15 protein-coding genes are annotated in these 12,117 nt (G+C 49.9%); 3 read left to right on the top strand and 12 right to left on the bottom strand.

Features of this window, described 5'->3' with window-relative positions:
* Window positions 1–296: 296 nt before the first annotated feature.
* Together V2S86_RS23490 and V2S86_RS23485 are read right to left on the bottom strand one after the other, a co-directional pair.
* A complete protein-coding gene (locus V2S86_RS23490; protein WP_330764361.1) occupies window positions 297–617 on the bottom strand; it encodes an SMR family transporter in 321 nt (106 codons plus the stop codon).
* 2 nt (window positions 618–619) lie between these two features.
* Window positions 620–976 (bottom strand): DMT family transporter, encoded by a 357-nt coding sequence (locus V2S86_RS23485; RefSeq protein WP_330764360.1) that lies wholly within the window; start codon window positions 974–976, stop codon window positions 620–622.
* Window positions 977–1,076: 100 nt separating this feature from the next.
* Here V2S86_RS23485 and V2S86_RS23480 point away from each other — a divergent pair, with 100 nt between their 5' ends.
* Window positions 1,077–1,949 carry a LysR family transcriptional regulator gene (locus V2S86_RS23480; RefSeq protein WP_330764359.1) on the top strand — a complete coding sequence of 291 codons (873 nt, stop codon included), beginning with the start codon at window positions 1,077–1,079 and terminating at the stop codon, window positions 1,947–1,949.
* A 159-nt stretch (window positions 1,950–2,108) separates the two neighbouring features.
* On the opposite strand, the gene gorA is transcribed toward V2S86_RS23480, so the two are convergent.
* Window positions 2,109–3,461, bottom strand: coding sequence for a glutathione-disulfide reductase (gene gorA / locus V2S86_RS23475; protein WP_330764358.1), 1,353 nt, complete (start codon window positions 3,459–3,461; stop codon window positions 2,109–2,111).
* A 129-nt stretch (window positions 3,462–3,590) separates the two neighbouring features.
* On the bottom strand, window positions 3,591–4,433 hold the full coding sequence (locus tag V2S86_RS23470) for a 23S rRNA (adenine(2030)-N(6))-methyltransferase RlmJ (RefSeq protein WP_330764357.1): 843 nt from the start codon (window positions 4,431–4,433) through the stop codon (window positions 3,591–3,593).
* Between the two features lie 135 nt (window positions 4,434–4,568).
* Here V2S86_RS23470 and V2S86_RS23465 point away from each other — a divergent pair, with 135 nt between their 5' ends.
* Together V2S86_RS23465 and V2S86_RS23460 are read left to right on the top strand one after the other, a co-directional pair.
* The gene (locus V2S86_RS23465; RefSeq protein WP_330764356.1) at window positions 4,569–4,973 is read left to right on the top strand and encodes an ASCH domain-containing protein; all 405 of its coding nucleotides are present in this window, start codon (window positions 4,569–4,571) and stop codon (window positions 4,971–4,973) included.
* A 16-nt stretch (window positions 4,974–4,989) separates the two neighbouring features.
* Window positions 4,990–5,463 carry an HIT family protein gene (locus V2S86_RS23460; RefSeq protein WP_330764355.1) on the top strand — a complete coding sequence of 158 codons (474 nt, stop codon included), beginning with the start codon at window positions 4,990–4,992 and terminating at the stop codon, window positions 5,461–5,463.
* Between the two features lie 183 nt (window positions 5,464–5,646).
* Here V2S86_RS23460 and V2S86_RS23455 read toward each other — a convergent pair whose 3' ends face one another.
* The 8 genes from V2S86_RS23455 to V2S86_RS23420 are packed head-to-tail and all read right to left on the bottom strand — an operon-like array spanning window position 5,647 to window position 12,107.
* Window positions 5,647–5,904 (bottom strand): YfhL family 4Fe-4S dicluster ferredoxin, encoded by a 258-nt coding sequence (locus V2S86_RS23455; protein ID WP_071824751.1) that lies wholly within the window; start codon window positions 5,902–5,904, stop codon window positions 5,647–5,649.
* A gap of 42 nt (window positions 5,905–5,946) precedes the next feature.
* The gene (locus tag V2S86_RS23450; RefSeq protein WP_330764354.1) at window positions 5,947–6,672 is read right to left on the bottom strand and encodes a carboxymuconolactone decarboxylase family protein; all 726 of its coding nucleotides are present in this window, start codon (window positions 6,670–6,672) and stop codon (window positions 5,947–5,949) included.
* 22 nt (window positions 6,673–6,694) lie between these two features.
* Window positions 6,695–7,006 carry a YdhR family protein gene (locus tag V2S86_RS23445; RefSeq protein ID WP_110605955.1) on the bottom strand — a complete coding sequence of 104 codons (312 nt, stop codon included), beginning with the start codon at window positions 7,004–7,006 and terminating at the stop codon, window positions 6,695–6,697.
* Complete coding sequence (gene maiA / locus V2S86_RS23440) at window positions 7,003–7,635, bottom strand: maleylacetoacetate isomerase (protein WP_330764353.1); 633 nt, start codon at window positions 7,633–7,635, stop codon at window positions 7,003–7,005. The genes V2S86_RS23445 and maiA overlap by 4 nt, the downstream gene beginning before the upstream one ends.
* Window positions 7,635–8,903 carry an MFS transporter gene (locus tag V2S86_RS23435; RefSeq protein WP_110605956.1) on the bottom strand — a complete coding sequence of 423 codons (1,269 nt, stop codon included), beginning with the start codon at window positions 8,901–8,903 and terminating at the stop codon, window positions 7,635–7,637. Before V2S86_RS23435 ends, maiA begins: the two co-directional genes overlap by 1 nt.
* A gap of 41 nt (window positions 8,904–8,944) precedes the next feature.
* Window positions 8,945–9,463 carry a cupin domain-containing protein gene (locus tag V2S86_RS23430; protein WP_020457647.1) on the bottom strand — a complete coding sequence of 173 codons (519 nt, stop codon included), beginning with the start codon at window positions 9,461–9,463 and terminating at the stop codon, window positions 8,945–8,947.
* Window positions 9,460–11,307 (bottom strand): FAD/NAD(P)-binding protein, encoded by a 1,848-nt coding sequence (locus V2S86_RS23425; protein WP_330764352.1) that lies wholly within the window; start codon window positions 11,305–11,307, stop codon window positions 9,460–9,462. The genes V2S86_RS23430 and V2S86_RS23425 overlap by 4 nt, the downstream gene beginning before the upstream one ends.
* Before the next feature lie 2 nt (window positions 11,308–11,309).
* Window positions 11,310–12,107 carry an N-acyl homoserine lactonase family protein gene (locus V2S86_RS23420; protein ID WP_110605957.1) on the bottom strand — a complete coding sequence of 266 codons (798 nt, stop codon included), beginning with the start codon at window positions 12,105–12,107 and terminating at the stop codon, window positions 11,310–11,312.
* Window positions 12,108–12,117 lie beyond the last annotated feature (10 nt).

The raw sequence follows: 12,117 nt of genomic DNA, 5'->3' as shown, positions 1-12,117 counted from the left end.
ATTTTCATATAACGTTAAATACAGAAAAACCCAGATGGGAAATGACGTTAATTTACCTGCCTGTTGTATCACCACTCGCATGTCAATAGCAGTCAATAGGGGTAATGATAATTCTGGGTGTCGCTATTGTTTTGAGTGATTACAAAGAGCTTGCCTTTCACATGCTTACGCCATTAAAAACTGCTGACATACTCCATGTGACGACATTACAGGTCGTCATAAAATCACCCAGGCAAAGGTGACTGCTTGGATTTATTTTACTTTTAATCTCTGCCGGTATTTTTTACAAAGCCGGGTTATGCCGTCGACAAAACAATAACCGCTACCGTTATCGCAGCAATACCAAACCAGCCAATCGGGCGTAGTCGATGACCAAATAAAATGCGACCAAACGCGGCTGTACCGGTGACGCCAATCGCCCCCCACATGGCGTAAGCCACCGCCAGATCCATGGTTTTCACCGCTTGCCCCAACAAGGCGAAGGCAATCCAGACCAAAATAATAGCGCCGATGCCCCATCCGATCTTGCGGAAACCCTGTGATTTGGCAATCATCATATTGGCAATGATGTCAATGAACGCGGAAATCGTTACGAAAAAAATAGCCATAGTCGTCATGATTAATGTTCCTCACCCAAAGCAACGCAGACAATGCCCACTACAGCAATGCCAAGGCCAATTAATTCTCTAATGGACAGGTTATCCTTGAAAACAAAAACACCGACCAGGGTTAATAACGCCAAACCCAGGCCCTCCCATATGGCATAGGCCACGCCGACGCCAATTTTTCGGATGGAAAGCGCAAGGAAATAATAAGAAACCGCCAAGGCGGCAGCCATGATGATATAACCAAAATACCCACCGTCACGAGCTGCGGAGGCCATAAATGACGTTCCTACCACTTCAAAAAAGATGGCCGCCATTAAACAAAGCCATGCCAGTATTCGCGTATTAGAGCCGGCCGTTACACTACTCATTATAAACCTCTCCTCAATCAGTTTTCGGTTTGTCTCGCTCATTATCAAGGCGTAACACATACTGTGCAAAATACTTACCATCAGGGAAATTGATACCTCTATGCGATATTCTCATGAAGCATTTCAGGCATTTGTCGAAGCCGTAACACAGGGTTCTTTTTCATCCGCAGCACGGAAGTTAAGAAAATCACAGTCTGCTATTAGTATGGCGATCGCTAATCTTGAAGAGGATTTTGGTGTAATTTTATTTGACCGTACGTCGCGATATCCGGCATTGACGCCTGCCGGACATAAAGTGCTGGGGCAGGTAAAAGAAGTGCTGGCCGCAGCAGGTCGGCTTGAAGAATTGACGTTGCGGCTTGCGGCCGAAAAGGTAATTGAAGATAAGTTGACTATTGTTATTTCCGATGTCTATCAGCTCAACCCAAATCATAAGCTAATGCACAGGTTTGAGAAGTGCTATCCGCTTATTGAGCTCGAATGTCTGGATGCTGAAGGTGACGATGTGTTGAGTCTGTTGCAAAGTGGCCGGGCTCATCTTGGATTGTTGACCACACAAATGAATTACCCACAGGATATCATTGTGGAACGTTTGCCAGTGCGCGTTGAGATGGCTTTGTATGTGGGGCGTAAACACCCGTTAACGCGGCTGGAAAACGTTGAAGAAGCGCATCTGGGACGCTACCGCAATCTGTATCTGAATACGCATGTGGGGTCGGAAAATAAACCGCACGGCAATGTATGGTCTGCGTCAGATTACTTTATGATCCTGGAAATGGCGGAAGAAGGTTTTGGATGGGCCGAATTGCCACGCAGCCTGGTAAAGCAATACGGCAGAGGGCGACTGGTCGAATTGAAGGTGAAAACATGGCCACGATATATCTCTTCGGATGCCGTTTGGTCTAAACGCCACCCACCTGGGCCGGCTGGATTCTGGTTGCTTGATGAACTGTTAAAAACAGGTTCTTTATAGTGATGCCAACAGGATTAAAGGCGATTGCCGGTAGTTGCATTAACGGTCTGACACGCATGGGTGACTTCACCCCGCCAACTATAAAAAAGGTCAGGGCCCTGAGGCACCTGACCTTTTTGTTGCCGCAAGCCCAGCGGCATTGCACGCCGGGCAGGCAAATCAACGCATGGTAACGAACTCTTCCGCTGCGGTCGGGTGGATCGCCACGGTGTTGTCGAAGTCTTTCTTGGTGGCGCCCATCTTGATGGCGACGGCGAAGCCCTGCAGGATCTCGTCCATGCCCAAGCCGATGCCGTGCAGGCCGACAATCTTCTCTTCTTTGCCCACGCAGACCAGCTTCATGCGGCACGGTTGGCGGTGCTGCGTCACGGCGCTGTACATGGCGGTGAAGGAAGACTTATACACTTTCACGTTGTCGGCGCCGAATTTCTCGATAGCTTCCGGCTCGGTCAGCCCGATAGTGCCGATCGGCGGGTGGCTGAACACCACGGTGGCGATGTTGCTGTAATCCAGGTGCTCTTCCGGCTTGTTGTTGAACAGGCGTTCGGACAGACGGCGGCCGGCGGCGACCGCGACCGGGGTCAGCTCAACCGCACCGGTGTTGTCGCCCACCGCGTAAATGCCTTTTACGCTGGTGTTCTGGTATTTATCGACGTCGATATAGCCATTTTCGTTGGTTTTCACCCCGGTCACGCTCAGGTTCAGGTTATCGGTCGCCGGTTCGCGGCCAATCGCCCACACCAGGCTGTCGACGGTGAATTCCTTGCCGTTTTCCAGCTGCAGTGTCAGGCTGCCGTCGGCATTCTTGACGATGGCTTTCGGCACGGATTCGGTGTGCAGGCTTGGCCCTTCGGTGTTCATCACTTCCACCAGGGTTTCGACAATCATCGGATCGAAGGTGCGCAGCGGCGCGTGTTTACGTACGAACAGGTGGGTTTCGGCCCCCAGCGCGTTCATCACGCCGGCGATCTCCACCGCGATATAGCCCGCGCCGACCACCGCAACGCGTTTTGGCATTGCGTCCAGCTCGAAGAAGCCGTCTGAGTCGATGCCGTATTCGGCGCCGGGAATATCAGGGTGGCTTGGGCGGCCGCCGGTGGCGATCAGGATATGATCGGCGGTGATCTTCTCGCCGTTCACTTCCACCGTATGGGCGTCGATAAAGCGCGCGAACCCTTTGATCACGTCGACTTTGTTTTTACCCAGCACGTTGTCGTAGGAATTATGGATACGGTCGATATAAGCGGTACGGTTGGCGACCAGCTTCTTCCAGTCAAAGGCGTTGACGGTAGTATCGAAGCCGTAATCGGGGCCGTACAGGTGGATGGCCTCGGCGATCTGCGCCGCGTGCCACATGACTTTTTTCGGTACACAACCCACGTTTACGCAGGTGCCGCCCAGTTCCTTGGCTTCAATCAGTGCGCATTTCTGGCCATACATGGCTGCCCGGTTGATCGATGCGATGCCGCCGCTGCCGCCGCCAATTGCTAGATAATCGTAATGTTTGGTCATCTGGGATTTCCATGAATTGTGTGAATCGAAGAGGGTAAGAGTTTAACGCCTGATACGGGTTTGTCGCAAAGATTGCGTCGATGGCTGCGATAGGTGGGGTGAAGGCGCGGCGTACCGCGCCCGGGGGGCTTATTCCGGCACCACCCAGTTCACCAAATGGTGGCCATTGCCCGACGGCACCAGCGTCTTGTGCAGCCACGGCAGCACGTTTTTCATCTGCTGTTCCAGCTTCCACGGCGGGTTAATCACGATCATGCCGGAGGCGGTCATGCCGCGCTGATCGCTGTCGGGTCTTACCGCCAGTTCGATCTGCAGAATATTGCGGATGCCGGTGGCTTCCAGCTCTTTGAGCATGCGTTTGATCTGCTGGCGCATCACCACCGGATACCACAGCGCGTAAGTGCCGGTGGCAAAACGTTTATAGCCTTCCTGCAAGCCTTTGATTACGTCCTGATAATCGGTTTTCATCTCGTACGGTGGGTCCATCAGGATCAACCCGCGGCGCGACAGTGGCGGCAACTGGGATTTCAGTTGCTGGTAGCCGTCGGCACGTTGCACCTTGGCGCGTTCGTCTTTCTGGAATTCGCTGCGCAGCAGCGGGAAATCGCTCGGGTGCAGTTCGGTCAGGTGGATTTTATCCTGCGGGCGCAGCAACTGACGGGCAATCAGTGGGGAGCCAGGGTAGTAACGCAGCCTGTCGGTGCGGTTAAAGTTGTGTATCACGCTCATGTAAGCCGCCAGTTCTTCCGGCAGATCGTCACGTTGCCACAGCAGGCCGATGCCTTCCAGGTATTCCCCGGTGCGTTCGGCGTGCTCACCGCTCAGCTGATAGCGCCCTGCGCCGGAGTGGGTATCCAGATACAGGAAAGGTTTTTCTTTTTCTTTCAGCGATTCAATGATCAGGCTCTGAACGGTGTGCTTGAGCACGTCGGCGTGGTTGCCGGCGTGGAAACTGTGACGGTAACTTAACATGGCTGGTGGTAATTCCTTGTGCTCCTGCGGAGCGTGCTGAAGAGAATGAAGGCTTATAATCTGCACAGTATAAACTGTCTGGCAGGGAAAAACTGAATTGCGTTGCCGCAGCTAATTAAAGGGAGCGATAAGACGATGAGTGAAAACGCGATTTTGAACCGCTACCCCGGCGCTGCGCGTTGGGCATTCGGCGATGGGTCCGAGTTGGCCAATGAACTGCTGCAGCGGGTGCTGAGCGGGGATAAAACCGCGACCTGCGGTTCTTATGCCAGTTACCGGCAAGAGAAGTCGCCTCTGCTGGGCGATTACAGCGTCATCCTTGATGGGCGTGGGGAACCCGCCTGCGTGATCAGAACGCTCTCCCTGCGGCTGATCCGCTACTGTGACGTCACCGCCGAGATGGCGGCCAAAGAGGGTGAAGGGGATAAAAGCCTGGCGTTCTGGCAGCAGGGGCACCAGGCGTTTTTCACCCGTGAAGGCAGCTTCGCACCGGATATGTGGCTGGTGTTTGAAGAATTCGAATTGGTCGAAACGCTGTGAATCACAAGGAGAAATGATGAGCTGCATCTTTTGCGACATGGTGGCAGGCAAAGTGCCGTGCCATAAAATCTGGGAGGACGACGCGCATATGGCGTTTCTCTCCATTTACCCGAATACCGAAGGTTTCAGCGTGGTGATCCCCAAGGCGCATTTTGACAGCTACGCCTTTGCGCTGCCGGACGCGGCGCTCAGCGAGCTGATGCTGGCGACCAAGCGGGTGGCGCAATTGCTCGACCGGGCGTTTGACGACGTGGGCCGCTGCGGCATGGTGTTCGAAGGCTTTGGCGTCGATCACGTGCATGCCAAACTGATCCCGATGCACGGCACCGCCGGGCTGGATCAATGGCAGCCGATAGAGTCCAAATCGACCAAGTTTTTCGATCGTTACGAGGGGTATCTGTCCTCGCACGACGCCGCTCGCGCCGACGATGAGCATCTGGCTGCGCTGGCGGCGAAAATCCGTCGCTGTCAGCGTGGAATGGAGGAGTAAAAAGGCAGTGATCGGCCCTAAGGATGCTGACAACATTGCCTTAGAGACTCGGGCCAGGTGCACCGGGGGGCCATTATGGGACACGTCCTTGTGTCCCATCCTATGGGGTGACATGAAGTCGTTCCCATTTTCTCCCGGCAAATGGGTCGGCGGCAAGCCGCTACGACCGATCCCTTTGTCGACTCAGGCAGTCCGTTGGCCGGAAATGCGCAGATACTTATTCCATAATTGCTCGTGCGTCTCGGTGTTTTCAGGCAATAAGGGAATGCAATCTACGGGACAAATCTGCTGACATTGCGGTTCGTCATAATGTCCTATGCATTCGGTACAGAGATTAGGATCTATTTGATAATAATCACTGCCTGCGGAAATGGCACTATTCGGGCAAGCTGGACGGCAAATATCGCAATAAATGCATTCGTCAGTAATAAACAAAGCCATGGAGGAACCTCTCGTGTAGGGGCAGAAAACGGTAAGTGATAGTTAAGCCTTCCAGGGCGGATTAAAAGGGATAATGACCCCTTCGGGAACGGGCGTTCTGGCGACGTTGAGCTGTTGGCCAAGCAAGGCAAAATAGCTGTCTAGCGCCGTTAGTTCGACGATACCTGCATCGCCAAAACGTTGCCGCATAGCCAGATAGGTGGCGTCCTGTACCATGTGGGTATGATGTAATTCCGTCAGAAAATCATATACGATGCGTTCATCCTCCGTTAAATGTGGAGGATGCTGCTGTTTGGCCAAGAAGCCGGCTGTTTCGAGAGTAATGCCGGCACGCAATGCGATGGGTTCATGGATATACCATACGTAAGGCGCTTGAATCTCGCGCCCGGTTATGAGGATGGCAAACTCCCTTATGCGCAGTGGTAATTGGGACATGAAGCGAATATGTTCGCCTAACGCCTGAACTCGGTTCAGTAATTCAGGGCTGCGTAATAACACGGCGAAAGGGCCAAAAATACAACCGCGAGGACCTTCTGTAATTTTTTTTATCGCTTGTAATTGTTCTTGTGTAACCTGCTGGCGAGTAAGGTCTGGCAAACGCGTCAAGGCTTTTTCTTCAGCAGAATAGTGAACAGTGGCACATTGCGACGGCCAACTCAGTGGATTATTGCCTTTTACTGTATCATTTGCCTGTACGGACAGAGTCATCCAGGAAAATAGTGAACCCATTAACCAACAGGTGTATTTCTTATTGAACAAATACGACATGGTTTTACTGCTCTCCGAATAGTTACTTCAGGGTTATATTTTTATTTGGTACGTCAACAAAAAAACTCGTCTCATAGAATGTTACCTGAGGGATGCTACCGTACGAACTCAAGATCATTTTACTATAAGACTCTCCCAACCAATTTTTTGCATCTTGCATGGTTTTCCAATAATAAATGCCACCTGCATGAGTTAAATCTGGTGAGATAAAGTACTGTTTTGAAATCAGATGTGGGTTTTTAGCCCACTCTTCTGCCGAGTTGACAAAAATGGCCTCAATATCTTTTTTAGATTGATTCGGTAGTAAAGAAAACGTACTAATTGCAACGATCATTCTTTGCTCCTGTCCATTTTAAATTCCTCTAATTGTTTGCAATGCGTATAAATACGCCAGATGTTAGGATAAAGTTCGAGCGAAAATCCCATACGATGTGCTGCATCACATTGAGGTATTAGAAAAATATCGGCTAATCCCGGTTGATCACCCTGACAATAGGTCATGCTCTGCGATCTTTGCGACAACATTTCCTCTGCGGCGATAAAGCTTTCTCTGAGCCAATGCATCCGCCATTGCTGTATTTCCTCTTCCCCCATACTCATCTGATTCAGCAGTGAGAACACACGGCGCGTGAGTAAGGGATGCGTGTCGGCACAGAAAATCTGCGCAAATGCACGAACCCAGGCCCGTTCACTGAGCGTATTGGGTAACAAGCGGGGCAAAGGGTAGCATTCATCCAAATATTCAATAATCGCCAGTGACTGTATATACGTCCCGTTTTTATCAACCAGTACAGGCACCAACTTTTGGGGCTGTAACAGCAAATAAGCGGGGCGATGCTGCTCACCTTCAGCCAGCCCAATAGTAATTTCTTGAAATTCCAATCGTTTTATTTTTAGTGCAATACGCACACGGGCAGATGCGGAGGAGACTTGCCCGGCATATAAAACCCTGTGGACGGCCATTATTCTTGACCTTCAGGTGTACGTAAGGTCCCCCGAACAACCATACGCGACCCCCAGCGCAGCAGCCCGGGTAACTGCAGTAATACCATTATGCCGAAAGCAACTTGATAGGCGATCGCTGGGTAATGACCCAGTTTGTCGACAGGCCAGAAGCCAATGATGACGCCAAAGCCGGTTTGGGTTAAGAAAGCGCCAAATAAAATCAGCAGGTTGAGGCAGGTTGCAGCACGCCCCGTCATGGCGGGGGAGACGCTTTGCGCGACAATGGTATACTCCAGGCCTGCTATGGTGCCAATGAGGGTAAAGGCGATCGACAGTGCCGGTAGCAAGGGAACGATATTGAAGATGCACAGTATTTGCACCAGCAGGAATAGCGCGACGCCCAGACCGCCTACTTCCATGGGTTTAATACCGTACTTGCCGGCCCATTCGGTGATAGCCCCTACGGATAATGAACCCACGACGACGGCGCCCATGCCAATAAACAGATAAATTGACGTGGTCTTATTATCATATTGACCAATGTCCTGTAGCCATTTTCCCATCCATAATCCCTGCAGACCGAAAGCAACGGTATGTGGCAATAACAGAAGGCTGATTACCCGACGGAAAGCGCGATCGCGGTAAACCTCCATCAGTGAAGCCAGGGTTGGCCATTTAACCATACGGTGTTCAACGGGATCTTTAGGCACCCAAAGTGCAATAGCCAGCATGACAATGACTGTTACGCCTGCCATAGCGAAGAACAGCATGCGCCAGGAGACGAATCCGGCCAGCCAGGCTACCGGTAAGGTGGATGTCATGGCTCCCAGACCGCCGGCAGCGAGCAGATAACCGTGGATGGAAGGTAGCTTTTTGTCCGGTACCCAGAAAGAAAGCACCTTGATAGATCCCATAAAACAGGAGGCTAAACCAAGGCCAATTAAAATACGTGCAATTAAAAGTGTTGAAAAATCCTGCCCGACACCAAAAAGAATGGCTCCTATTACCGCAATACCTAGCAGGAAGAGCTGCACGCGTTTTGGGCCATAACGGTCAAGCGCCAAGCCAACAGGTAATTGTGCCAGCGAGAAAGAAAAGAAGTAGGCGCTGGATAAAATACCCAACTGCCCGGCCGATAAACTCAAGGCGGAGACTAAAAAAGGGGTTAATACCGCGTTGATATTACGAAATATAAACGAAGTATAATGACCAAACGCAAAGGGTAAAAAAACTCGCGTCATTACTTTTGTAGTGCTTAGCGCTGTTTGTGATGAAATATCAGACATTTTCCACCATCCGTAAAATAAGGATTTTTAATATAGAGTGTTTACTCAGAGTAAATGTTGGTGACATCATTACTCTCCTTCCGCATTAATGTGCCCATCTCCGCCATGGCGGGAAGATTCTGCATTGCATATAACATTAGAGGGGCGTCGTTATGGGGATTGATAAATTGATGGTGGCTCCATGCGGGAATGTAAATGACATCACCAGACTGTATTTTCATATTTTCTTTCTCATCAATGAAAACTTCTCCCTGGCCTGATACCACAATATAAATATGCCAGAAAGAATGTGCATGAGATTGAGTTTTTTCCCGGGGGGCAATGATTTGAACGGCCATGGAAATACCTGAAGCCATTTCTCCCACCATACGTCGTGCCGGATTATTAAGGTTAAGAGCCCCTCTGGTATTGGTTCGCTGACCGAGATTTTGGTTTATTACATTGATATCCCAGTGAAGGGCAACTTCTTTAGCATTACGGCTCTGCGTAAGGTATTGCTCGAAGGGCAGCAGATTGCCGGCATGAATGGCTGCGCCAAGTGAAGAGTTTGTTGGTTTCATAAGAAGGTAACCATCTGATTTTTTTGTTCAATATGTTGCCTGATTTGCCGCAAGCAACTGCGGACACCTATTTCGGCATCAGTGACCTGGCGTGAATCCATATGGGGTCTTGGCAGTGCATGAGTGTAGTAATGCGGCCCCTCAACCAAAAAACCCATGGCCCACAGTTGCTTCTGTGGATTGCCCTCAGCATCCAGCGGGTTCAAATTTTCATCTATAGCGATACCTCCAGGGTGGTAATCACCATTACGAAAAGGATGAATAATCGCGCGTTTCAATAATTGCGAGCTGAGTGGGCTAGCATCAGTCAAAGGAGAATAATTGTCTAAACGAGCGCTAATAATCACATCAGCCTGCTCCAACCAATGCCCCTGGTTAAAGATGCTGCGGACAATGAATTTACCTGTTCTTTCATCACTGGTGATAGATGAGCCCGGGCCACCGGCCAATGTCAAAATGTCCGCATCCATCAGAGCCAACAGCTCTTGGTTGCGTCGGACAGGGGGGCCGAAAGAAATACGGTTAATGATGGGATTGAATTGTTCGATGAAATAACGGTGCGATGCCGGCAATAAACCGCCATATTCCACAGATCTGCGTAAGGATTCACGCACGTCACGAAGAGTATCTGTGGCGGCTTTGACCGGACTGTTCATGTTACCGTTAAGTGCTTCCTGCAAGTCATGTTCAATGCTCAGGCGAAAGAATGCAGCATACTCAGTGAAGCTGTTGAAGGTTTTTCCTTCCAGCGGCCAAATAATAGCTCGGACTGACGCAATCTCTTCGGTAGTCGGCGTGAATGTCTGTGTGCTCACCTTTTTTTTGACGACGGCGCAGCGCCAGGCATAGGCCATTTCTTTCAAGAGCAGCGGTAAGAGGTCTTGCTCAAAATTCAGGCGTGGATCGCCTGTTTTCAGCAATGTTTGTTGGCGTATGATATCGACGGCTTGTGGAGTGAAAAATTGTGCCTGATGGCGACCAGTCAGACCTTTTTGGTTAATGCCCCTACCTGCGAAGGGTAGGCATTGCCGTGAAATAAGCCTTAGTTTTGGTTCCCGCCCCGAAGGGAGGTAGATCAAGCCGTTTGGGGTTTGCTGATAACGCCCTCCACGTCCGAGGGTAAAGGCCGAGATCGTATCATGCGCCGTTAAGCCAAACCCTTGAATAAGAACAGTGGCTTGAGGCTTCACGCTATCCAGATTTGCAATCGGATATGGCGTGGGGTAGTACGCAAGAAGAGGGTTCTGTTGTTGATGAGAATCGACAAATTTGCGAAAGGCCAAATCTGCCTCTGTAGGTTTACGATAGCCGTGACCCGTGGTTAAAAAGACAAAATCCGCCACCAAGGGCTGACGGTTTTTTAGTGTCAATTTATAGATGCCATCATGAACGATATCCAGGACTTCGGTACGATGCACCACGAGATTGACTGATGCTGGCAGCATTGAGCACAGGCGCTGGTAGAAATGATGCAAATATTTACCCAGCAGATTGCGGGGTAAATAATCCATATCGTTCAATAGGGTTCCAGCAGGTATTTGCTTAAATTCATTTTCCAACCGGCGATAATTCTGTGACTTAGCCCAGTCGATAAATGATTCCCCTCCCTGTGCCAGAGCCAGGCTTTCCGGTGCATACAGAGTAATTTGCGATGAAACGGTATTCACCAATAAATGCGACGGCTGTATTGAAGGATGGCATCCCTCTCCTGGAATACCCGGATCGATAAGATGCAGTGTTATATTTTCTGAAAAATTTTCTCTATGTATCAGTTCGACAAAGCGTTCAAGAACATTTAAACCTCTTGGACCAGCACCTACGATAGCAATTTGCATTGTCTTCATTTTCAATCCCGTGGAGATAGGTGGAGTTGAACGATATTGGGATTATCATTCCATTTCGGAAAACGCTGCCTGACAGCAGGATCGTGACCGGGAATAATATGGTCTGGGCCTGAGGATAACTGAATGATACGCTGGTGCGCCGTTAGCATATCGGGAATGCTCATAACAATTGGGAAGGGAGTCCCTTTACGCAAATGGTGCCAATAATGTGCCGCATCACTGGCGAGAATGACTGTGCCTCGTTCGGTATTAACACTAACGATTTGCATTCCATCGGTATGTCCTCCCATATGATGGATGTTGACACCGGGCAGTATTTCTTCATTGGCGTTTACAAAGCGAACTTTGCCGGCATGCAGGCGATATATGGCATTGGCGATATTATCCGGGTCGTAGGGCGCACGGATAAATTCATGATTCATGGCCCGACCCGTGCAATAATGCATCTCTTTCTCTTGCACATACAACACCGCATTAGGAAACGCGGCAAGATTGCCAATGTGGTCATAATGCATATGTGTAATAATCAGGTGCTGGATATCTTCTGCATTAATACCTAGTTGTGCCAACAGAGATTCTGGCGAAGCATGATAATGGCGGTTTCTTTTTATTGCCATTTCTGCATTAAATCCTGTGTCAACAAGAATGCAAGTGTCACCATCCTTTATTAACCACAAGTAAAAGTCCAATGGCATGTTACTGTTATCGTGTTCATCGCTTGAAATGAAGTTTTCATTACGCGAGCGTTGTTTGTGCTCAGCATAGCGTAATGCATAAACTTCATAGTCTATTTTTTTCATAATATTACTT

The organism is Serratia sp. C2(1) (genome assembly GCF_036352655.1).
Classification (GTDB): domain Bacteria; phylum Pseudomonadota; class Gammaproteobacteria; order Enterobacterales; family Enterobacteriaceae; genus Serratia; species Serratia inhibens.
The sequence above is the reverse complement of the archived record's forward strand: the minus strand, read 5'-3'. Positions and strand labels throughout refer to the sequence as shown.

Excerpts from the sequence above, each read along its gene's own strand:
- V2S86_RS23490 (WP_330764361.1), bottom strand. The coding sequence starts at position 617 with ATGACGACTATGGCTATTTTTTTCGTAACGATTTCCGCGTTCATTGAC.
- V2S86_RS23485 (WP_330764360.1), bottom strand. The coding sequence starts at position 976 with ATGAGTAGTGTAACGGCCGGCTCTAATACGCGAATACTGGCATGGCTT.
- V2S86_RS23480 (WP_330764359.1), top strand. The coding sequence starts at position 1,077 with ATGCGATATTCTCATGAAGCATTTCAGGCATTTGTCGAAGCCGTAACA.
- gorA (WP_330764358.1), bottom strand. The coding sequence starts at position 3,461 with ATGACCAAACATTACGATTATCTAGCAATTGGCGGCGGCAGCGGCGGC.
- V2S86_RS23470 (WP_330764357.1), bottom strand. The coding sequence starts at position 4,433 with ATGTTAAGTTACCGTCACAGTTTCCACGCCGGCAACCACGCCGACGTG.
- V2S86_RS23465 (WP_330764356.1), top strand. The coding sequence starts at position 4,569 with ATGAGTGAAAACGCGATTTTGAACCGCTACCCCGGCGCTGCGCGTTGG.
- V2S86_RS23460 (WP_330764355.1), top strand. The coding sequence starts at position 4,990 with ATGAGCTGCATCTTTTGCGACATGGTGGCAGGCAAAGTGCCGTGCCAT.
- V2S86_RS23455 (WP_071824751.1), bottom strand. The coding sequence starts at position 5,904 with ATGGCTTTGTTTATTACTGACGAATGCATTTATTGCGATATTTGCCGT.
- V2S86_RS23450 (WP_330764354.1), bottom strand. The coding sequence starts at position 6,672 with ATGTCGTATTTGTTCAATAAGAAATACACCTGTTGGTTAATGGGTTCA.
- V2S86_RS23445 (WP_110605955.1), bottom strand. The coding sequence starts at position 7,006 with ATGATCGTTGCAATTAGTACGTTTTCTTTACTACCGAATCAATCTAAA.
- maiA (WP_330764353.1), bottom strand. The coding sequence starts at position 7,635 with ATGGCCGTCCACAGGGTTTTATATGCCGGGCAAGTCTCCTCCGCATCT.
- V2S86_RS23435 (WP_110605956.1), bottom strand. The coding sequence starts at position 8,903 with ATGTCTGATATTTCATCACAAACAGCGCTAAGCACTACAAAAGTAATG.
- V2S86_RS23430 (WP_020457647.1), bottom strand. The coding sequence starts at position 9,463 with ATGAAACCAACAAACTCTTCACTTGGCGCAGCCATTCATGCCGGCAAT.
- V2S86_RS23425 (WP_330764352.1), bottom strand. The coding sequence starts at position 11,307 with ATGAAGACAATGCAAATTGCTATCGTAGGTGCTGGTCCAAGAGGTTTA.
- V2S86_RS23420 (WP_110605957.1), bottom strand. The coding sequence starts at position 12,107 with ATGAAAAAAATAGACTATGAAGTTTATGCATTACGCTATGCTGAGCAC.